The following is a 21,160-nucleotide window of genomic DNA, read 5'->3' on the forward strand; positions in this document are numbered from 1 at the left end:
GTCGTTTCCTCAGGCAATCAAGCCTGCGATCTTGCCCGGTTGGAAGTGCAGGTCAATGAAGTCCGCCAGGCCGTCAAAAACGGCCTCCAGCGGCCGGCCGCTCTGGCCGAACAGGGCCTGCAGCACGGCCGGCTGTTCGAACAGGCCGTGCGCATAGACGCCCAGCACACGGCCGGCCTGCCAGCCGATGGCCTCGCCCGCCGCGTTGCGCAGCGCGACCTGCGGCGCCGGCAGGCCCGGGTGGGGCTGGGTGCGGCCGTGGCGGATCTCGTAGCCGTCAGCCTGCACGCCGTTCAGCGCGGCCCAGGGGCCGTCCAGCCGGTCGAAGCGCAGCGCGGTGCTGCTCAGCAGCTTCTCGGGCTCGAACACCGTGACCAGCGGCAGCAGGCCCAGGCCCGGCGCATTGCCGTCCACGCCATGCGTGTCGATCAGCGCCTCGCCCAGCATCTGCAGGCCGCCGCAGACGCCCAGCACGCGGCCGCGGTGGCTGTTGATGGCCAGGTCCAGCTTCTGCGCGCGCAGCCAGGCCAGGTCGGCCGCGGTGGACTTGCTGCCAGGCAGGATGATCCAGTCGGCGCCTTGCAGGTCGCGCGGCTCGCGCGCCCAGGACAGGCGCACGCCCGGCAGCTGGCGCAGCGGCTGGAACTCGTCGAGGTTGGACAGCCGGGGGTAGGCCACCACGGCGATGTGCAGGCCCTGGCCGGTGCTGGCGCTGTCGAACACGCCGTCTTCTTCCGGCAGGCCGTGGCCGCGCCACATCGGCAGCGTGGCGATGGTGGGCACGCCGGTCAGCCGCTCCAGCTGCTCGGGGCCGGGCGCCAGCAGCGACGCGTCGCCGCGGAAGCGGTTCAGCACGAAGCCGCGCACCAGGCCGCGCACGTCCTCGGGCATCAGCTGGTGCGTGCCGTACAGGTGGGCAAAGGCGCCGCCGCGGTCGATGTCGGTGACCAAGAGGCAGGCCGCGTTGGCGTCGCGCGCGGTGCCCAGGTTCACGTAGTCGCTGGGCGCCAGGTTGATCTCGGCCGGCGAGCCCGCGCCCTCGATGACCACAACGTCGTTCTCGTGCAGCAGCTCCAGCAGCGCGGCGCGGGCGCGGGGCTTCAGCAGCGCGCTGCGCTCGCGCCAGGGCATGCGCGACAGGGCGGCGTCCACCTCGCCCAGCACGACCACCTGGCTCTGCGTGTCGGCCTCGGGCTTGAGCAGCACCGGGTTCATGCGCACCTCGGGCACGCGGCGCGCGGCCAGGGCCTGGAAGTATTGCGCGCTGCCGATCTCGCCCATCAGCCCGTTCAGGCCAGGCACGACGCGCGCGTTGTTGCTCATGTTCTGCGCCTTGAACGGCGCGACCTTGAGGCCCTGGCGCGCGTACCAGCGGCACAGCGCCGTGGCCAGCCAGCTCTTGCCCGCGCCGCTGGTCGTGCCCAGCACCATGACGGCCTTGCCTCGATGACTTTTGGGGCTCATGCGTCCTCGCTTTCGATTTCGAGCAGCGCCTGCTGCAGTGCCTGCCTGGCTGCCGGTGGCTGGGCCGACACGCGCACCCAGCCGGGCAGGCCGAAGGAGGTGGCGTCGCGCAAGCGCACGCCCCACTCGTGCAGCCGCGTGGCGATGTCCGGTCGCGGCGGCCGGGCCAGCCAGAAGTGGGTGCAGCTGGGCTGCTGCAGCCAGTCCAGGTCGGCCAGCAGCGCGCGCTGCGTCGCCGTCCATTCGCGCAGCTGCTTGCGGGCGTCGGCCAGCCAGGCGGCCGTCGCGTCGTCATGCCAATGCGTCAGCATCGCGACGCCCTCGGCCGACAGCACCCAACTGGGTGCCAGCGACCGCGCATGCGTCCAGACGGCGTCGGCGGCCGGCGCGATGAGGTAGCCGGCGCGCACGCCGGTCAGACCCAGCGCCTTGTTGGGGCAGATCAGCTGCCAGGCACCGGGCGGCAGCGCCGGCGCGTCGCCGTGCAGACGCAGCGGCTCGTAGGCGCGGTCCACGGCCACCAGGTGCTCGCTGAGGCCAGGCCAGGCTGTGGCGCTCGCGCCGGTCGGGTTGCAGGGCTCGCAGAGCCAGACCAGCGCCGGTGCGGTGGGGCGGATGTCCGCCGGCTCGGCATAGGGCTTCACGGCCAGCCCCAAGGCTTGTGCGGCGATGGCGTAGTCGCCGAAGCCCGGCTGCGGCACCCAGACCTCGCGGCGGCCGGCCAGCATTGCGGCCAGCGTCAGGCGGCGTATGCCCTCGGCGCCGCCGGCCGTGGGCAGCAGCAGCGCCGCGTCGACGGCGTGGGCGTCAGCCAGGCGGCGGCGCAGCGCGCCGTACTGCGGGTCGGGGTAGCTCTGGCGGTCGGCGGCCAGCACGGCGTTCAGCAGCGCGGGCGGCGGGCCCAGCGGGCTCGCGTTGGTCGAGAAGTCATGCGTCGCTGTCGGGCCGCCGTCGGGGCCACCGTGTTCGGCTTGCAAATAACTCATGCGGGCATCCTCAGCGCCCAGGCCAGCGCGGCGATCAGCACGGTGCCAGCCACGACGGCATGCCGGGCCACCGTGCACGCCGCCTGCAGCGCGCCGGCTGCCACCGGCTGCCCGTTGGCGTGCAGCGAGTAGACACCCGGTTTGCTCAAGCGCACACCCAGCCGCAACGCCATGGCGGCCATGGGCCAGCCGCTGTTGGGTGACGGCGTGCGGCGGGCCTCGCGCAGCAGGGCCGGCAGCGAGGGCGGCAGCAGCAGCAGCGCGGTCAGCCGCGCCGGCAGCCAGGACAGCAGGTCGTCGGCGCGCGCAGCCCATTTGCCGCTCCACTCGCGCTCGTCGCGGTAGCCCCACATCGCGTCCGCCGTGTTGGCGAAGCGGTACAGCGCCGCGCCGGGCAGGCCCAGGATGGCGAACCAGAACAGCGGCGCGATGACCGAGTCGTTGAGGTTCTCGGCCAGCGTCTCGATGGCGGCCTCGCGGACCTCGGTCTCCGTCAGCGCCGCGGTGTCGCGGCTCACCAGGCGCGACAGCCGCGTGCGTCCGGCATCCAGCGATTCGGTCAATGCCGCTTCCACCGCTATCGCTTCATCGGCCAGCATGCGCCAGGCCAGCAGCGGCTTCAGCAGCAGGCCGATCAACATGGCCGCGCCCACGAGGCGAAGCGGCGAGGCCCAGGGCTGCAGCGCCAGCAGCACCCAGCCCTCCAGCCACAGCGCGATCAACGTCACCGCCGCCGCGCCCAGCAGCCAGGCCAGCGCACCGGCGATGAAGGCCAGCGGCGGGGGCAGCCGCGTCAGCTTGAACAGGCCCAGGTAGCGCCCCATGCCCACGACCGGGTGCGCCCAGGCGGGCGGCTCACCGAGGCGGTCCACCAGCAGGACCAGCGCCATCGCCAGCGGCAGCAGCAGGTTCATGAGCCGCTCAGCCCAGCGGCGGCAGCCGCGCCACCAGGCCGCCCTTGAGCCGGTCGGGGCGGCGGTCCCAGGCCAGCAGCCCGTCGCCGGGCTCGGCATGCTGGGCGGCCACGGCCAGCAGCGCGTCGACGCTGACCGCGTCGGGCGCCAGCAGCCCGAACAGGTAGCTGTGCTTGCCCGTGCCCTGCAGGGCGGCCGTGCAGCTCTGTTTGCAGGCGGCCATGCAGGCCTGGCCGCGGATGGGCACCGTGCAGTCCCGCGCCAGCGCCTCGTTCTCGACAGCTTCCAGCAGGGCCTGGCCTTGGCCGTCGGCGCAGGTGGTGCAGATGACCAGTGCGCTCAATCTTCTATCCCTCGCTGAGCCGGCACGCCGGCCTTGAAGTGGTGCTTGACCATGGCCATCTCGGTGACTGTGTCGGCGACGTCGATCAGCTCCTGCGGTGCGCCGCGACCCGTCAGCACGACGTGCACGTGCGAGGGCCGCTCGCGCAAGGCTTGCAGCACCGGTTCCAGTGGCAGCCAGCCGTAGCGCAGCGGGTACATGATCTCGTCCAGCACGACAAGGAAATGCTCGCCCGCGCGGAGGGTCGCCTCCGCCCTGGCCCAGCCGTCACGCGCCAGCTGCGCCGAGTGCTCGAGGTCCTTGCTCTTCCACGAAAAGCCGTCGCCCAGCCCCTCGATGGGCACGCCCAGCTGCTCGAAGATGCGGTGCTCGCCGAAGCGCGCGCTGGGCACCTTCATGAACTGGTAGATGCGCACCGCCTTGCCGCGGCCATGGGCGCGCAGCGCCAGGCCGAAGGCGGCCGTGCTCTTGCCCTTGCCGTCGCCGGTGTGCACGAGGATCAGGCCGCGGCGCTCGGCGGTCGGGATGACCCGTTCGCGGTCGACCGGTGGTTGTTCGATTTCCATCGGGTTCAGCCTTTGAAGAAAGCAGCGATCGCTTCCGGGTTGGACGGGAAGTAATGGTGCACGTAGCTCGCGCGCAGCGAGCCCTGCTGGTACAGCGCCTCGGCCGTCCTGCCGGCGTTGGGGTTGCTGGCGTGCGCCAGTGGCACGAGCGGTGTTTCCAGCGTCGAGTAGTGGAAGCTGTGGCCGCGCAGCGGGCCCTCGGGCCAGTCCAGCGCCTGCAGTCCCAGGGCAGCCAGGCGTTGCTGCACGCGGGCGCGGCCGGGCAGCAGACCGGCCATGGGGTGGGCGTGGCCGTCGGCGTCGGTCAGTTCGTCCAGCAGCGCCAGCATGCCGCCGCATTCGGCCAGCAGCGGCTTGCCCGCGCCGACGTGGTGGCGCAGGCCGGCGAACAGCGGCGTGTTGGCGGTCAAGGCCTGGGCATGCAGCTCCGGGTAGCCGCCGGGCAGCCAGACGGCGTCGCACACGGGCAGGCGATCGCCGGCCACCGGTGAGAAGAAGGCGAGCTCGGCGCCCAGCGCGCGCAGCGTGTCCAGGTTGGCCGCGTAGATGAAGCCGAAGGCCGCGTCGCGCGCGATGGCGATGCGCCGCCCGGCCAGCAGGCGCGGCAGCGCAGGTTCCGGCTCGTCGTTGAACCGCACCGGCTTGAACGCGAAGCCGGGCCGCAGCGAGGCCTCCCAAGCATCGGCCCAGGCGTCCAGCCGCGTGTCCAGGTCGGGCAGCTCCTGCGCCTGCACCAGGCCCAGATGACGCTCGGGCAGGGCCAGCGCCGCATCGCGTGGCAGCGCCGCGATCAGCGGCAGGTCGGTCGGCAGGCCCTCGCCCAGCATGCGACCGTGCGCCGGGCTGCCCACGCGGTTGGCGATGACGCCGCAGTGGCGCAGCGCCGGGCGGAAGCGCTGCAGGCCCGTGGCCAGCGCGGCGAAGGTCTGGGCCATCGCCGAGGCGTCGATGACGCAGACCAGCGGCAGGCCGAACGCGGCGGCAAGGTCGGCGCTGCTGGGGTCGCCGTCGTACAAGCCCATGACGCCTTCGACCAGGATGAGGTCGGCCGTGCGCGCCGCTGCGGCCAGCAGGCCCTGGCAATGGGCGAAGCCGCCCATGAACAGGTCCAGCTGGTAGGCCGGGCTGCCGGCGGCGCGGGCCAGGATGCCGGGGTCCAGGTAGTCGGGCCCGGTCTTGAACACGCGCACGCGCTGGCCGCGGCGGGCGTGGGCGCGCGCGATGGCCGCCGTGATGCTGGTCTTGCCCGAGCCGGACGACGGCGCGCTGATCAGCAGGGCGGGGCAACTGGTCATAGCGGCAGGGCCACCCAGCGCCCCTCGATCTGCGCGATGTGCAGGCGCGGCCCGAAGACGCGGCGCAGCGCATCGTGCGTGGCCGGGTCGGCAGGCGCGCCGGTGTGCACGATGCGGCCATCGGCCATCAGCACCAGGTGGTCGGCCTGCAGCGCCAGGTGCAGCTCATGCAGCACGCTGACGACGCTGTGGCCCGCGGCCACGCGCGCGCGCACCAGCGCCATCCATTCGGCCTGGTGGGGCGGATCCAGGTGGGCCAGCGGCTCGTCCATCAACGTCAGCGGTGCCTGCACGGCGAGCGCCCGGGCCAGCAGCACGCGCTGGCGTTCGCCGCCGGACAGCGAGCCCAGGCGGCGTTCGCGCCAGGCCCAGCTCTGCGTGTCCTGCATGGCGGCCTGCACGGCGGCATGGTCGGCGGCGGTGGGCGGCGCTAGCCAGGGGCGGTGCGGCAGGCGGCCGAGCATGACGACGTCATGCGCCATCAGGTCGTCGGCGCCGGTCTCCTGCTGGCCCATCCAGGCGAGATGGCGGGCGCGGTCGCGCGACGGCCAGTCGGCCAGCGGCTTGCCGCTCAAGCGCATGGCACCGTCGCAGCGCTGCAGGCCGGCGACGGCGCGCAGCAGCGTGGACTTGCCGGCGCCGTTGGGGCCCACGATGGCCGTCCAGCGGCCTTCGGGGATGCTCAGGTCGATGTCGCTGATGAGGTCGCGTCCGTCGATGCAGACGCGATCAATGCGGGCGTGCAGGACGGTGCTCATCGCTTAGGGGCTCCACGTCTGTGCATGAGCACCAGCAGGTAGACGCCGCCCAGCAGCGCGGTGACCAGGCCTACGGGCAGCTCCTGCGGCCGGATCAGCGCGCGGGCCAGCACGTCGGCGGCCAGCAGCAGTGCGCCGCCCGCCGCGGCCGACAGCAGGATCAGCCGGCCATGCAGCATGGGGCACAGCACGCGCACCAGGTGCGGCGCCACCAGGCCGACGAAGGCGACGATGCCGGTCTGCGCCACGGCCGCGCCGGTGGCCAGCGCGAACGCGAAGATCAGCAGCAACCGCATCAGGCCCATGCGCACGCCCAGCGACGCGGCGGTGGACTCGCCCAGCGTCAGCGCATCCAGCGCCGGGCTGGCGAGCAGGCCCACCAGCAGCGCCGCGAGGCCGCTGGCCGCCATCACGCTGACGCTGCTCCAGCCCAGCAGCCCGGTGTTGCCCAGCAGGAAGGCCTGCATCGCGCGCAGGATGTCCGGCGCCCACAGCGTGGCCAGGCCGGTCAGCGCGTTCAGCACCACGCCCACGACCACGCCGGCCAGCAGCAGGCGCAGCGTCTGCTCCACGCCGCGCGCGAGGATCAGCGTCAGGCCCACGCCCACCAGCGTGCCGACGAAGGCGATGCCCGTCAGGCCCACATGGGCCAGCAGCGACGAGGTCTGCGGCGACACGCCGGTCAGCGCCAGCGCGACGGCGACGGCCAGGCCCGCGCCCGACGCGCTGCCCAGCAGGTAGGGGTCGGCCAGCGGGTTGCGGAACAGGCCTTGCGCCATCGCGCCGGCCATGCCCAGCAGCGCACCGGCGCACCACGCGCCCAGCGACCGCGGCAGGCGGATCTCCCACAGGATGACGCTCATGCCGTCGTCCTGCAGGTCGGCCCAGCCGGTGCTGCCGATGAGCACGCCAGCCAGCACGCCGAGGCCACCGACGACCAGCAGCAGCGTGAGCAGCAGCCCGGGGCGCATGTTCATCATGAGGCGGCCTTCTCGCGCAGGCACCTGGCCATGATCTGCGCGGCCTCGGCCATGCGCGGGCCGGGGCGCGACAGGATGTCGCCGTCTTCGGCCTTGAACACGCAGACGCGGCCGCGCTTGATGGCGTCGATGCGGTCCCAGCCGGGGCGTGCGCTGAGACCCTCTGAGCCGCGCTGGCCGATCATGATCAGCGCCGGGTTGGCCTTGACGACGAACTCCGCGTTGATCTTGGGAAAGGGGCCCAGGTCGGGCGGGATGATGTTGCCGGCGCCCAGGCGCGTCAGCGTCTCGCCCATGAAGGAGACGGTGCCGGCCGCGTACAGGCCGCTGGCGACCTCGTAGTACACGCGCACGCCCCGCGCTGCCGGCGGCACGCTGCTGGCGGCTGCGGCCACGCCGGCCTCGATGTGGCGCCAGACGCGCTGCGCATCCGGCACGCCCAGCACCTGGCCGATGATGCCCAGCACACGCTGCACATCCTTGTACGAACGCGGCTCCAGCGCGACCACTTTCATGCCCAGCGCGCGCAGCCGCTCGGCCACGCGCGAGGACACGGCCACCAGCACCACGTCGGGTTTCAGCGACGCGATCAGCTCCACGTTGGTGTCGTCCATGCCGCCCAGCTTGGGCAGGGCGTTCACGCTGGCCGGGAAGTTGGAGTAGCGGTCCACGCCGACCAGCCGGGCGCAGGCGCCCAGCTCGCAGACGGTCTCGGTCAACGAGGGCAGCAGGCTGATGACGCGTTGCGGCGGCGCGGCCAGCACCGTGGTCTGGCCGAGGTCATCCTTGATCTCGACAGCGGCGGCGGGCAGCGCGGCGGCAAGCAGCAAGCTTGCAATGAATCTAAGCATCGGGGGAGTCCTCGACGGGGCGGGTCCATGCCTGGCCCGCGACCATCAGTGTCAGCTGGCCGCACCGGTGGGCCACATCCTGGTTGAGCCGGCCGAGTTCGTCGACGTAGTGGCGGGCCTCGCGGCCCAGCGGCGACACGCCCCAGCCCACCTCGTTGGAGACGAAGACGACCGGCGATTTCAGCCGCGGCAGCAGGTTCAGCAGCACGGCGCGCTCGGCCAGCCAGCCGGCCTCGTCGGGCGCGCCGCTCATGGGCATCAGCCAGTTCACCAGCCACAGCGTCAGGCAGTCGACCACGAGCAGCCTGCCCGCGTCATCGGCCTGCTGCAGCGCCGCGCTCAGGGCCAGCGGCGCCTCGACGGTGTCGAAGCCCGCCGGCCGTGCGGTGCGGTGGTGGGCGATGCGTGCACGCATCTCATCGTCGGCGGCCAGCGCAGTGGCGACCACCGCCACGCGGCCGCCGCCCGCCTGCCAGCGCAAGGCCAGGGCTTCGGCGCGACGCGACTTGCCGCTGCGCTGGCCGCCGACGATGAGGTGGTGCGTGCTCATGCCGGTCAGCTTAGAGCGTGGGGCTCCAGCGCAGCGACACCAGCACCGTGCGCGGCGTTGACGCGAAGCCATAGGCCGTCGAGTACTCGCGGTCGAAGGCGTTGTCCAGGTTCAGCTGCAGCTTCAACTCGCGGTTGATCTTGTACTGCGCGTTGAAGTTGAACAGGCTGTAGGCGCCCAGCTTGCGCGTGTTGGTGGCGTTGTCGAAGCGCTTGCCCGAGGCCTGCACGCCCGCGCCCAGCAGCCAGTCGCCCAGCTCGGTGTCCGCGTTGAGGGTGCCCAGGTGCTTGGCGCGGCGGGCCAGCAGCAGGCCGGTGCTGGTGTCCTTGGGTGCCTGCAGGTCCAGCGTGGCGCGCAGGTTCACGTTGGCGAGCCTGGTGTTGCCGGCCAGGCTCAGGCCTTGCAGGCGTGCCATGGCGACGTTCTGGTAGCAGCCGAACTGGCTCTGGCAGGTGCCGGCGGCGCCGAAGACGATGAGGTTGCTGACGCGGTTGCGGTAGGCGGTGGCCGAGACCTCGGTGTCGCCCACGCCGTACTTCAGGCCGAACTCGATGTTGTGGCCATGCTCCGCGTCCAGTGGCTTGACGCCGGGCTTGCTGAGGTCGGGGCCGTAGACGGTGCCTTGCTGGTAGAGCGTCGGCGCGCGGAAGGCGTTGCCGATGGAGCCGACGAGGCGCAGGCCCGGCGCGACCTCGTAGCCGGCCAGCAGCGTGCCGGTGTTGACCTTGCCGAACTGGCTGTCGCGGTCGTGGCGTGCGTGGGCTTGCAGGCTGAAGGCGCCGGCGCTGAACAGATAGCCCAGGCCCGCGGCGTTGCGGTGGCGCTTGCCGACGCCGGCCGTCACCAGGCCGCTGTTCTCCAGCTCGTCCTGGATGCGTTCACCCTGGAAGTTGACCTGCTGGCCCTTGGCGATCTTGTAGGAACCGGTCAGCGCCAGGTTCTTGACGTGGGTGATGGTCAGGTAGGGCGAGGGGTCGGTCTCGTAGCGGTCGCGCGATTCTCCGTAGCTGAGCTGCGTCTGCAGCGCGGGGGCCCACTGCGCCGTCCACGACAGCCGGGCAGCGTCGGTGTCCTGCTTGGTGTGGTCGTCGACCAGCGGCTTGGACTTGGAGGCGTCGTACTGGCCGTTGGTGTGGCTCTTGATGACGACGCCGTCGACGCGCTGGCCTTCGGTCAGCTGGGCGCCGACGCGTGCGCTGGCGTTGTGCTTGCGCCAGCCGTCGCGGTCGGGGATGTAGCTGAACGAGCCGGGGTAGTCGACCGTGGCGTTGAAGCCGTCACTGCGCTCGCCCGCCAGCGTGAGGGCGTAGTCGAAGACGCCGGCGCTGCCGAACAGGCCGCCGTCGATCTTGCGCGTGCCGAGGTTGCCCAGGGCAATGCCGAGGTCCACGCTGGTCTTGGCACCGCCCTTGCGGGTGAAGATCTGCACCACGCCGCCGACGGCGTCCGAGCCGTAGATGGCGCTGGCCGGGCCTTTCAGCACCTCGATGCGCTCGATCTGCGACAGCGGCAGGCCTTGCCAGCTGGCGCCGCCGGTGGACTGCGAGTCCATGCGCACGCCGTCGACGAGGACCAGCGTGTGACGCGAGTCGGCGCCGCGCAGGAAGATGGACGTGGTCGACGCGGCGCTGCCGTTGCGCACCATCTCGCCGCAGCCGTTGTTGCGCAGAAGGTCGGCCACGCTGGCGGCGGCCTGGCGCTCGATGTCGGCGCGCGTGATGACGGTCAGGTCGGCCAGCACTTCGGACAGGCGCTGGGGTGAACGCGTGGCGGTGGTGACGACGGTGTCCAGCTTGTTCTGGGCGTGGGCGGACGCAGCCAGGGCCAGTGCGGAAAGGGCCAGCAGCGGCCGACGGGCCGCGAGGAGAGAGTGAGACATGGAAGAGGAGCGCAAACGAACACCCAGCCGCGCTGACCCCCGCAGCAAGGCTGAAAAACGGCCGCTGGCGTGTGCGCGCAGCGGCCCCGTCGTTGGCCGGTATCCGGGCTGATGGACTTTGCGTGCCCTCGATGCCTTCCCAGCGCTTGCGCGCCAGTGGCTTGTGAGTCGAGAGCAGGAGCCAGGGGCTCCGTCCACTTACCGTTGCGGGGACAGCTCAGGTTAGACGCACCGCGGCGCGGCTTGTCCTCCTGATTCCCGTTGAACTGCACCCGGCTTGAGGCCGGGCGCGAGCACCAACGCGGCGCATTCTATCGGCCGCTGTGGGCGGACGCGGCGGGCTTGTGGGGCTTGGCCGTCTTGGGAGGCTTCAGCGCGATGACCTGCGGGGCGCTGGCGGGCTGCGCCGGTGGCGGCAGCGTCTGCAGGCCGACATGCTGGCTGCGCAGGTGGCGCGCCTCGGCCTCGCTGGCGCGGCGCGCGGCCGCCAGCGCAGCGGCCTGCTTGGCCTGGCTCAGGTGCCGGTCGCGGGCGGCCTGGCTGTCGGCGCTGCTGGGCTGGTCATAGTCCACCGTGCTGCCGGCCGTGTTGCCGCCGGGGCAGGGCGAATCGCGCAGGTCGCGCCCGTCCGGGCCGCAGCGGTAGACCTGGGCGCGGCGCACCTGGGTCTGCGCCAGCGCGGGCAGGGCGAGACCGAGGGCGACAGCCAGCAGCAGAGGTTTCATGACGCCGGAGTGTCTACCGGCGGCTGGGGTTTGGGGGGCTTGGGCCGGGGCGGTTTTGCGTGAATTTTCGCGAGTGCCTTGTCCATGTCGCCGCGCAGCATCAGCTCGACGGCGCCGTAACTCTTCTCGATGCAGTCTTCCACGGCCTGGCGTTCGGCCAGCGGCGGCTTGCGCAGCACGTAGCCCGCCACCTCGTCCTTGTGGCCGGGGTGGCCGATGCCCAGGCGCAGCCGCCAGAAGTCGCCGCTGCCCAGGGCGGCCTGCATGTCCTTCAGGCCGTTGTGGCCGCCGTTGCCGCCGCCCTTCTTGAACTTCATCTCGCCGGGCGGCAGGTCCAACTCGTCGTGGATGGCCAGGATCTCCTCCGGCGCGATCTTGAAGAAGCGCGCCAGCGCCGCGACCGACTTGCCGGAGAGGTTCATGTAGGTCATGGGCTGCAGCAGCCAGATCGGGCCGCTGGCACCGGGCGCGTTGTTTGCCCGGGCCACCAGCCCGTGATAGGCCTTGTCGGGTGCCAGGCTGACCTTCAGGCCGCGCGCCAGCCCGTCAATCCACCAGAAGCCGGCGTTGTGGCGGGTGTCTTCATATTCGGCCCCCGGGTTGCCCAGGCCGACCATCAGTTTGATCATGGACGTGATCGTAGCTTTGGCACTCAGCAACGCTGTAGCTACATTCGGCCGGGAAACTTGGGCGCACGGAGTGAACTCGAATGAAAAACAAGGATTCCAGGCGCAGCCGCTCGGCTGGTGCTGCCAGGGTGTGGGTCTTGGTCGTCGTGGCCGCCGTCGGCATCGGCCTGGCGGCCTGGTGGTGGAAGGGCCGCGACGGTGCCGCTGGCGGTGACGGCCCGGCCAGCGCGGCGTCGGCCGCCTCCGGTGCGGGCCGTGGCGGCAGTGGCGCCGGCGGGCGCTTCGGTCGCAGCGGGCCGCAGCCGGTGTCGGTGGGCACCGTGCAGCGGCGCGACATGAACGTCGCCGTGGACGCCATCGGCAGCATCGCGTCGGCCAACACGGCCGTCGTGCGCGCCAAGGTGAGCGGCGATCTGCGCGCCATTTACTTCAGCGAAGGCCAGCCCGTGAAGGCCGGCCAGCTGCTGGCGCTGATCGACCCGCGGCCCTACGAGATCGCGCGGGACCAGGCGCTGGCGGCGCTGGCCCGTGACCAGGCCCAGCTGGAGAACGCGCGCGCCGACCTGGCCCGCTACAAGGACCTCGTCGCCCAGGAGGCCGCGCCGCGCCAGCAGCTGGACACGCAGCAGGCGCTGGTGCGCCAGCTGGAGGCCACGCTGCTGTCCGACAAGGCGGCGGTGGACAACGCCAAGCTGCAGCTCTCGTACACGCGCGTCACGGCGCCCATCGCCGGCCAGGCAGGCCTGAAGCAGGCCGACCTGGGCAACACCGTGACGCCCGGCGACGCCAACGGGCTGCTGAGCATTGCACAGACGCAGCCGGCCGCGGTGGTGTTCGCCGTGCCCGACGCGCGCTTGGCGCGCATCCGCCAGCAACTGGCCGACAAGCAGCCGCTGGCCGTGCAGGCCTGGGACCGCGAGCGCAAGCAGCTGCTGGCCGAGGGCCGCGTCGCCAGCACCGACAACGCCATCGACGCCAGCACCGGCACCATCAAGGTCAAGGCGCTGTTCCCCAACAAGGACGGCGGCCTGTTCCCCAACCAGTTCGTCAACGTGCGGCTGCAGCTGGACCGGTTGAAGGACGTGCTGGTCGTGCCGACCGCGGCCGTGCAGCGCGGCGCGCCGGGCACCTTCGTCTACGCCATCGCCGACGGCCAGGTGGCGCTGCGCAAGGTCAGCGTGCTGGCGGCGGACGGTGATTCGACGGCCGTGCAGGGCGATCTCAAGCCGGGCGAGCAAGTCGTCACCGACGGTGCGGACCGGCTGCGTGACGGCGGCAAGGCCGAGGTCATCAAGGCACCGGCCGGTGCGGCGTCCGGCGCCGGCGGGCGCGGTCGTGGGCGTGGTGCCGCTGGCGCAGCCAGTGCCGCGAGCGCTGCTAGCGCCGATGTGGCTGCGACCAGCACCGGTGACGCCGAGCGCCCGCGCTGGGCGGACCGCGTGCCGCCCGAGATGGTCGAGAAGCTGCGGGCCATGAGCGCGGAGGACCGCCGCGCCTGGCTGCAGCAGCACCGCGCCTCGGCCCCGGCGCAATGAGCCGCCGACGATGAACCCGTCACGCCTCTTCATCGCGCGGCCGGTCGCAACGTCGCTGCTGATGCTGGCCATCGTGCTGGCCGGCGCGCTGGCCTACCGGCTGCTGCCGGTGTCGGCCCTGCCCGAGGTGGACTACCCGACCATCCAGGTCACGACGCTGTACCCCGGCGCCAGCCCGGATGTGATGACCTCCTCGGTCACCGCGCCGCTGGAGCGCCAGTTCGGCCAGATGCCGGGCCTGGCGCAGATGTCGTCGACCAGCTCGGGCGGCGCCTCGGTCATCACGCTGCGCTTCGAGCTGAGCCTGGCGCTGGACGTGGCCGAGCAGGAAGTGCAGGCGGCCATCAACGCCGGCAGCAACCTGCTGCCTTCGGACCTGCCCATGCCGCCGGTCTATAGCAAGGTCAACCCGGCCGACGCGCCGGTGCTGACCATCGCGGTGTCGTCGACGACGCTGCCGATCACGCGCGTGCACGACCTCGTCGAGAGCCGCCTCGCGCAGAAGATCTCGCAGGTGCCAGGCGTGGGCCTGGTGGGCATCGCGGGCGGGCGGCGGCCGGCCGTGCGCATCCAGGCCAACCCGGGCGCGCTGGCCACGCTGGGCCTGTCCATCGATGACGTGCGCACCGCCATCTCGGCGGCCAACGTCAACCAGTCCAAAGGCAGCTTCGACGGGCCGCTGCGCGCGTCGACGCTGGACGCCAACGACCAGCTGCGCAGCGCGGCCGAGTACGCCAACCTCGTCATCGCCTACAAGAACGGCAACCCGGTGCGGCTCAAGGATGTGGCCCAGCTGGTGGACGGCGCCGAGAACCAGCGGCTGGCGGCCTGGGCCGGGCAGACGGAAAAGTCGTCCGTCTCCGCCGTCATCCTGAACGTGCAGCGCCAGCCCGGTGCCAACGTCATCGACACGGTGGATCGCGTGCGCGCCGTGCTGCCGCAGCTGCAGGCCAGCCTGCCGGCGTCGCTGGACGTGCAACTCCTCAGCGACCGCACGACCACCATCCGCGCGTCGGTCACCGACGTGCAGCACGAGCTGCTGTTCGCCATCGTCCTCGTCATCGGCGTCATCTTCGTGTTCCTGCGCAGCGTGCCGGCCACCGTCATCCCGGCCGTCGCGGTGCCGGTGTCGCTGGTGGGCACCTTCGGCGTCATGTACATGGCGGGCTTCTCCATCAACAACCTGACCCTGATGGCGTTGGTCATCTCCACCGGCTTCGTCGTCGACGACGCCATCGTCATGATCGAGAACATCGCCCGGCACATGGAGGAGGGCGGCGAATCGGTCACGCCCTACGACGCCGCGCTGACCGGCTCCAAGCAGATCGGCTTCACCATCATCTCGCTGACGGTGTCGCTGATCGCCGTGCTGATCCCGCTGCTGTTCATGGGCGACGTGGTGGGGCGCCTCTTCCACGAGTTCGCCATCACGCTGGCCGTGTCCATCCTGATCTCGGCCTTCGTGTCGCTGACGCTGACGCCCATGATGTGCGCGCGGCTGCTGAAGCACGAGCACCCGGAAGACCACGGTCGGCTGTGGCGTCGCGTGGGCAAGGCCTTCGACGACACCATCGCCGGCTACGGCCGCATGCTGAACTGGGTGCTGGACCGCTCGGCGGCGACGCTGATCGTCTTCGTCGCGACGCTGCTGCTGACCGGCGTGCTCTACCTGCTGGTGCCCAAGGGCTTCTTCCCGGTACAGGACACCGGGCAGATCCAGGGCATCACCGAGGCCGCGCAGTCCACATCCTTCGGTGCGATGGCCGAGCACCAGCAACGCCTGGCCGAGCGCGTGCTGAAGGACCCCGCGGTGGAGAGCGTGTCGTCCTTCATCGGTGTGGACGGCGGCAACACGACGCTGAACCAGGGCCGGCTGCAGATCACGCTGAAGGCCAAGGCCCTGCGCGGCGCCAGCGCGGCCGAGGTGTCGCGCCGCATTGCCGACGCGGCCGCCCAGGAGCCCGGCATCGCGCTGTACCTGCAGCCCGTGCAAGACCTGACCATCGAGGATCGCATCGCCAAGACGCAGTACCAATTCACGCTGAGTTCGCCCGATGCCGGCGAGCTGAGCCGGTCGACGACGGCCGTGCTGCAGCGGCTGCGTGAGCTGAAGCAGATTGCCGACGTCGCCAGCGACCAGCAGGAGCAAGGCCTGCAGGCCTATGTCGACATCGACCGCGACGCGGCCGGGCGCTTCGGCGTCAGCGTGGCGGCCATCGACAGCGCGCTGTACAGCGCCTTCGGCCAGCGGCTGATCTCCACCATCTTCACGCAGAGCAATCAGTACCGCGTCGTGCTGGAGGTGGCGCCCAGCTTCCGCGAGGGCCTGGACGGCCTGCAGCGCCTGTACGTGCCGGGCACCGGCGGCACGCAGGTGCCGCTCAGCTCGGTGGCGCGCTTCAGCGAGAAGCTGGCGCCGCTGGCCGTCAACCACGTGGCCCAGTTCCCATCGGCGACCATCTCCTTCAACCTGGCGCCCGGCGCGTCGCTGGGCGAGGCGGTCAAGGGCATCAAGGCCGAGGTCGATGCGCTGCAGCTGCCGCTCAGCGTGGAGACCCGCTTCGAGGGCTCTGCGCTGGCCTTCCAGGCCTCGCTGACCAGCACGCTGCTGCTGATCCTGGCCGCCATCGTGACGATGTACATCGTGCTGGGCGTGCTGTACGAGAGCACCATCCACCCGCTGACCATCCTGTCCACGCTGCCGTCCGCGGGCCTGGGTGCGCTGCTGGCGCTGCTGGCCTTCCGGCTGGACCTGGACATCATCGCCATCATCGGCATCGTGCTGCTGATCGGCATCGTCAAGAAGAACGCGATCATGATGATCGACTTCGCGCTGGAGGCTGAGCGCGACTTGGGGCTGAGCGCGCGCGACGCGATCTACCAGGCCTGCCTGCTGCGCTTCCGGCCCATCCTGATGACGACGATGGCCGCGCTGCTGGGCGCGCTGCCGCTGATGCTGGGCACGGGCGTGGGCAGTGAGCTGCGCCACCCGCTGGGCGTGGTCATGGTGGGCGGCCTTATCGTCAGCCAGCTGCTGACGCTGTTCACGACGCCGGTCATCTACCTGGGCTTCTCGGCGCTGGCTGCCCGGCTCAAGCGTGGTCGCGGCAACGGCGGCAAAGACGCGAGGGCCACCGCTTGAACCTGTCGCGCGTCTTCATCGAGCGGCCCATCGGCACGGCGCTGATCACCTGTGGCATCGCGTTGGCCGGCGCCATCGCCTACCTGCTGCTGCCCATCGCGCCGCTGCCGCAGGTGGAGTTCCCGACCATCTCGGTCAGCGCCTCGTTGCCCGGCGCCAGCCCCGACACGATGGCCGCGACCGTCGCGACGCCGCTGGAACGCACGCTGGGCAGCATCGCCGGCGTCACCGAGATCACGTCGTCGTCGTCGCTGGGCAGCGCACGCGTGACGCTGCAGTTCGACATGAGCCGCAGCATCGACGCCGCCGCGCGCGACGTGCAGGCCGGCATCAACGCGTCGCGCGCGCTGCTGCCCAGTGGCATGCCCAGCAACCCGACCTACCGCAAGGTCAACCCGGCCGACGCGCCCATCATGATCGTGTCGCTGACGTCGGACACGCTGACGCGCGGCCAGATGTACGACGCCGCCTCCACCGTGCTGGCGCAGCGGCTGTCGCAGGTCGACGGCGTGGGCCAGGTCAGCGTGGGCGGCGGCGCGCTGCCGGCCGTGCGCATCGAGCTGGACCCGAACAAGCTGTCCGCGCAAGGCATAGGCCTGGAGCAGGTCAGGGCGGCCGTCGTCGCGACGAATGCGAACCGGCCCAAGGGTCAGCTGGAAAGTGGCGACCGCTACTGGCAGATCGCCGCCAACGACCAGGCCCGCCTGGCCAGCGACTACGCGCCGCTGGTGCTCAGCTACAAGAACGGTGCCGCCGTGCGCCTGGGCGACGTGGCCGACATCCAGGACAGCGTGCAGGACCTGCGCAACGACGGGCTGGCCAACGGCCGCTCGGCCGTGCTGCTGATCCTGAACAAGGCGCCGTCGGCCAACATCATCCAGACGGTGGACACCGTGCGCGCGCTGCTGCCGCAGCTGCGCGCGTCCATCTCGCCGGCCATCAACGTCGACGTGGTCATGGACCGCACGGCCACCATACGCGGCAGCATCGTCGAGGTGCAACGCACGCTGGTCATCGCCTTCGGCCTGGTCATCGTCGTCGTGTTCATCTTCCTGCGGCGCTTCCGCGCAGCGCTGCTGCCGGCGGTGGCCGTGCCGGTGTCGCTGGCCGGCACCTTCGGCGTCATGTACCTGCTGGGCTACAGCATCGACAACCTGTCGTTGATGGCCATGACCGTGGCGACCGGCTTCGTCGTCGATGACGCCATCGTCGTGCTCGAGAACATCTCGCGCCACATTGAGCGTGGCGTGCCGCCGCGCGAGGCGGCGCTCAAGGGCGCGCGTGAGATCGGCTTCACCGTCGTCTCCATCTCGCTGAGCCTGATCGCCGTCTTCATCCCCATCCTGGCGATGGGCGGCATCGTCGGCCGGCTGTTCCGCGAGTTCGCGGTCGTGCTGTCGGTGGCCATCCTGGTGTCCATGGTCGTGTCGCTGACGACCACGCCCATGATGGCCGCCACGCTGCTCAAGCCCCACACCGCCGCGCGCAAGCCCGGGCGCTTTGGCCAGAAGCTGGCCAACCTGCAGCGCGGGCTGCTGCGTGGCTACCGCCGCTCGCTGCGCTGGACGCTGCGCCACCAGCCCATCACGCTGCTGGTGCTGGCGGGCGTCATCGCGCTCAACGTGCACCTGTACATGACCATCCCCAAGGGCTTCTTCCCGCAGCAGGACACGGGCCTGATGACCGGCGGCGTGCAGGCCGACCAGGCCAGCTCCTTCCAGTCCATGCAGGGCAAACTGCGCACCTTCCACGACATCGTGCGCGCCGACCCGGCCGTGGCCAACGTGACCGGCTTCACCGGCGGCGGCCAGCGCAACAGTGCCAACATGTTCATCAGCCTGAAGGGCCGCAGTGGGCCTGATGGGCGCAAGGAAAGCGTCGACGACGTCATCAACCGGCTGCGCGGCAAGCTGGCCAAGGTGCCCGGCGCCAACATGTTCCTGGCGCCGGTGCAGGACATCCGCATTGGTGGCCGGCAGTCCAACGCGTCCTGGCAGTACACGCTGCAGGCCGACGACCTGAATGACCTGCGCACGTGGGAGCCGCGCATACGCCGCGCGCTGACCGAGGTGCCCGAGGTCACCGACGTCAACACCGACCAGCAGGACAAGGGCGTGCAGACCTCGCTGGTCGTCGACCGCGACGCGCTGGCGCGGCTGGGCCTGACGATGAGCGGCTTCGACAGCGTCCTCAACGACGCCTTCGGCCAGCGCCAGGTGGGCGTCATCTACAACCCGCTGAACCAGTACCGCGTCGTCATGGAGCTGGCGCCGCAGTGGCTGCAGAGCCCGCAGACGCTGGACCGGCTGCTGCTGACCAGCAGCGGCGGCCAGCAGGTGCCGCTGTCAAGCGTCGCGCGCGTGGAGGCGACCAGCACGCCGTTGTCCGTCAGCCACCAGAGCGGCACGCCGGCCAGCACCATCAGCTTCAACCTGGCGCCGGGCGTGTCGCTGTCGGACGCGGTCACGGCGGTCAACGACGCCGTCGCCGGCAGCGGTGCGCCGGTGTCCGTGCGCGGCAGCTTCCAGGGCACGGCCCAGGCCTTCCAGGCGTCGCTGAAGTCGCAGCCGCTGCTCATCCTCGCGGCCATCGTCACGATCTACCTGGTGCTGGGCATGCTGTACGAGAGCCTCATCCACCCCATCACCATCCTGTCCACGCTACCCTCCGCCGGCGTCGGCGCGCTGCTGGCGCTGATGGCCTTCAAGACCGACTTCACCATCATTGCGCTGATCGGCGTGATCCTCTTGATCGGCATCGTCAAGAAGAACGCCATCATGATGCTGGACTTCGCCATCTCGGCGCAGCGTGCAGCCGTCGAGCGCGGCCGGCGACTGTCGCCCGGCGCGGCCATCTACCGCGCGGCGCTGTTGCGGCTGCGGCCCATCCTGATGACGACGGTGGCAGCCGTCTTCGGCGCCGTGCCACTGGCGCTGGGCCACGGCGAAGGCGCCGAGCTGCGCGTGCCGCTGGGCATCTCCATCGTCGGCGGCCTGCTGCTGAGCCAGCTGCTGACCCTCTACACCACGCCCGTCGTGTTCTGCTGCATGGACCGGCTCAGCCGCAAGAAGCGCCCCAGTGCTGCCGAGGTCGCGCCACCCATTCCAGTCACGACCTGAAGCCATGTTCAAGCCCGTACTCGCTCCTTTGACCCTGGCGCTGCTGCTGGCCGGCTGCGCCGTGACTTCGCAGCGCCCGCCGGCGGAAAGCCCGCCGCCCGCCAGCTTCAAGGGCTCCGCCGAATGGACCCGCACCGCGCCCGACGTCGCTGTGCCAGAAGCCTGGTGGACGCTGTTCAAGGACCCGGTGCTGGACAGCCTGCAGGCCGACCTGGTCGTCGGCAACCAGAACCTCGCCGCTGCGCTGGCCCAGGTCGCGTCGGCCCGGGCGGTGCTGAAGGCCAGCGGCGCCGCGATCTGGCCCACGCTGTCCGTCGGCGCCGGCACCACGCGCTCCGCCACGGCGGAGAACAACAACGGCCAGCGCACCGTGTCCACCAACAACTCACTGACGGCCAACGCCGCCTGGGAGATCGACCTGTGGGGACGGCTGGCCGAAGGCGTCAAGGTGGCGGGCGCCAGCTACCAGGCCAGCCAGGCCGACCTCGCCGCGCTGCGCCTGTCGGCCCAGGCAACGTTGACGCAGAGCTACTTCGCGCTGCGCACCGCCGAGGCCCAGCAGGCGCTGCTGGCGCGCACGGCCGCGGCCAACCAGCGCGCGCTGGAGCTGACGCAGGTCCGCTACGCCAGCGGCGTCGTCGCGCAGACCGATGTGCTGCAGGCGCGCACGCAGTTGCGCAGCGTGCAGTCACAGCTGAGCGACGTGCGCACGCAGCGGGCGCAGCTGGCGCATTCCATCGCGGCTCAGCTTGGCAAGCTGCCGGGCCAGTTCGAGTTGCTGGCCAGCGCCCGGCTGCCCGAGCTGCCGCCGGTGCCCGACCTGGTGCCGTCCACGCTGCTGGCCCAGCGCCCCGACATCGCCGCCGCGCGGGCCCGCCAGACGGCGGCCTATGCGCAGATCGGCATCGCCGACGCGGCCTTCTTTCCCTCGGTCGATCTGTCCGCCAGCGCCGGCTACCGCGGCTCGTCCTGGTCCAACCTGATCTCCGCACCCAACCTGATCTGGTCGCTGGGCGCTGCGGTGGCCGCGCCCATCTTCGACGGCGGCCAGCGCCGCCTGGCCAGCGACCAGGCACGTGCGTCGGCCGACTCGGCGACGGCCAACTACCGCCAGACCGTGCTGACCGCCTTCCAGGAGGTCGAGGACAACCTCGTCGAGTTCGCCGAATCGGGTGCCGCGCTGGCCCTGCAGCGCGACGCCTTGGAGGCGGCGGAGCGCAACCTCGACATCGTGCTGGCCCAGTACCGCGCCGGCACGGTCAGCTTCCTGAACGTCAGCGCGGCGCAGACATCCGCGCTATCGGCCGAAGGCAGCCTGCTCAGCTCGCGCAACCGCCAGCTCGCGGCGGCCAACCTGCTGCTGAAGAACCTGGGCGGGCGACTGCCGGCAGCAACGCGACCACAGGCGCAGCAATGAAAAAGGG

17 protein-coding genes and 1 riboswitch are annotated in these 21,160 nt (G+C 71.3%); of the genes, 4 read left to right on the plus strand and 13 right to left on the minus strand.

Annotated features, from left to right (window positions below; genetic code table 11):
- Positions 1-9 precede the first annotated feature (9 nt).
- From AC1D29_RS10455 to pth, 13 genes are all read right to left on the minus strand, one after another.
- Positions 10-1,464: a cobyric acid synthase gene (locus AC1D29_RS10455; RefSeq protein ID WP_477896919.1), complete on the minus strand. Its 1,455-nt coding sequence runs from the start codon at positions 1,462-1,464 to the stop codon at positions 10-12.
- On the minus strand, positions 1,461-2,450 hold the full coding sequence (locus tag AC1D29_RS10460; protein ID WP_477896921.1) for an aminotransferase class I/II-fold pyridoxal phosphate-dependent enzyme: 990 nt from the start codon (positions 2,448-2,450) through the stop codon (positions 1,461-1,463). The genes AC1D29_RS10455 and AC1D29_RS10460 overlap by 4 nt, the downstream gene beginning before the upstream one ends.
- Positions 2,447-3,364: an adenosylcobinamide-phosphate synthase CbiB gene (gene cbiB, locus AC1D29_RS10465; protein ID WP_477896923.1), complete on the minus strand. Its 918-nt coding sequence runs from the start codon at positions 3,362-3,364 to the stop codon at positions 2,447-2,449. Before cbiB ends, AC1D29_RS10460 begins: the two co-directional genes overlap by 4 nt.
- 7 nt (positions 3,365-3,371) lie before the next feature.
- The gene (locus AC1D29_RS10470; RefSeq protein WP_477896925.1) at positions 3,372-3,707 is read right to left on the minus strand and encodes a DUF1636 family protein; all 336 of its coding nucleotides are present in this window, start codon (positions 3,705-3,707) and stop codon (positions 3,372-3,374) included.
- The gene (gene cobO, locus AC1D29_RS10475) at positions 3,704-4,273 is read right to left on the minus strand and encodes a cob(I)yrinic acid a,c-diamide adenosyltransferase (protein ID WP_477896927.1); all 570 of its coding nucleotides are present in this window, start codon (positions 4,271-4,273) and stop codon (positions 3,704-3,706) included. Before cobO ends, AC1D29_RS10470 begins: the two co-directional genes overlap by 4 nt.
- A gap of 5 nt (positions 4,274-4,278) precedes the next feature.
- Positions 4,279-5,568 carry a cobyrinate a,c-diamide synthase gene (locus tag AC1D29_RS10480; RefSeq protein WP_477896929.1) on the minus strand — a complete coding sequence of 430 codons (1,290 nt, stop codon included), beginning with the start codon at positions 5,566-5,568 and terminating at the stop codon, positions 4,279-4,281.
- Positions 5,565-6,326 (minus strand): ABC transporter ATP-binding protein, encoded by a 762-nt coding sequence (locus AC1D29_RS10485; protein WP_477896931.1) that lies wholly within the window; start codon positions 6,324-6,326, stop codon positions 5,565-5,567. The genes AC1D29_RS10480 and AC1D29_RS10485 overlap by 4 nt, the downstream gene beginning before the upstream one ends.
- Entirely contained in the window at positions 6,323-7,306 is a 984-nt protein-coding gene (locus tag AC1D29_RS10490; protein ID WP_477896933.1) for a FecCD family ABC transporter permease, read from the minus strand. Before AC1D29_RS10490 ends, AC1D29_RS10485 begins: the two co-directional genes overlap by 4 nt.
- Complete coding sequence (locus tag AC1D29_RS10495) at positions 7,303-8,157, minus strand: ABC transporter substrate-binding protein (RefSeq protein ID WP_477896935.1); 855 nt, start codon at positions 8,155-8,157, stop codon at positions 7,303-7,305. Before AC1D29_RS10495 ends, AC1D29_RS10490 begins: the two co-directional genes overlap by 4 nt.
- The gene (gene cobU / locus AC1D29_RS10500; RefSeq protein WP_477896937.1) at positions 8,150-8,707 is read right to left on the minus strand and encodes a bifunctional adenosylcobinamide kinase/adenosylcobinamide-phosphate guanylyltransferase; all 558 of its coding nucleotides are present in this window, start codon (positions 8,705-8,707) and stop codon (positions 8,150-8,152) included. The genes AC1D29_RS10495 and cobU overlap by 8 nt, the downstream gene beginning before the upstream one ends.
- A gap of 10 nt (positions 8,708-8,717) precedes the next feature.
- Positions 8,718-10,586: a TonB-dependent receptor domain-containing protein gene (locus AC1D29_RS10505; protein WP_477896939.1), complete on the minus strand. Its 1,869-nt coding sequence runs from the start codon at positions 10,584-10,586 to the stop codon at positions 8,718-8,720.
- A gap of 77 nt (positions 10,587-10,663) precedes the next feature.
- Positions 10,664-10,902, minus strand: a riboswitch (cobalamin riboswitch).
- Entirely contained in the window at positions 10,898-11,311 is a 414-nt protein-coding gene (locus AC1D29_RS10510; protein WP_477896941.1) for a hypothetical protein, read from the minus strand. It overlaps the preceding riboswitch by 5 nt.
- Positions 11,308-11,940, minus strand: coding sequence for an aminoacyl-tRNA hydrolase (gene pth, locus AC1D29_RS10515; RefSeq protein ID WP_477896943.1), 633 nt, complete (start codon positions 11,938-11,940; stop codon positions 11,308-11,310). The genes AC1D29_RS10510 and pth overlap by 4 nt, the downstream gene beginning before the upstream one ends.
- A gap of 80 nt (positions 11,941-12,020) precedes the next feature.
- Between pth and AC1D29_RS10520 the strand changes: the two genes are divergently transcribed.
- The 4 genes from AC1D29_RS10520 to AC1D29_RS10535 are packed head-to-tail and all read left to right on the plus strand — an operon-like array spanning position 12,021 to position 21,153.
- Positions 12,021-13,475 (plus strand): MdtA/MuxA family multidrug efflux RND transporter periplasmic adaptor subunit, encoded by a 1,455-nt coding sequence (locus AC1D29_RS10520; protein WP_477896945.1) that lies wholly within the window; start codon positions 12,021-12,023, stop codon positions 13,473-13,475.
- Positions 13,476-13,485: 10 nt separating this feature from the next.
- Positions 13,486-16,617, plus strand: coding sequence for an MdtB/MuxB family multidrug efflux RND transporter permease subunit (locus AC1D29_RS10525; RefSeq protein ID WP_477896947.1), 3,132 nt, complete (start codon positions 13,486-13,488; stop codon positions 16,615-16,617).
- Positions 16,614-19,736, plus strand: coding sequence for a multidrug efflux RND transporter permease subunit (locus tag AC1D29_RS10530; RefSeq protein ID WP_477896949.1), 3,123 nt, complete (start codon positions 16,614-16,616; stop codon positions 19,734-19,736). The genes AC1D29_RS10525 and AC1D29_RS10530 overlap by 4 nt, the downstream gene beginning before the upstream one ends.
- Before the next feature lie 4 nt (positions 19,737-19,740).
- The gene (locus AC1D29_RS10535) at positions 19,741-21,153 is read left to right on the plus strand and encodes an efflux transporter outer membrane subunit (protein WP_477896951.1); all 1,413 of its coding nucleotides are present in this window, start codon (positions 19,741-19,743) and stop codon (positions 21,151-21,153) included.
- The last annotated feature ends 7 nt before the right edge of the window (positions 21,154-21,160 follow it).

Source organism: Roseateles sp. P1_C6, assembly GCF_056406315.1.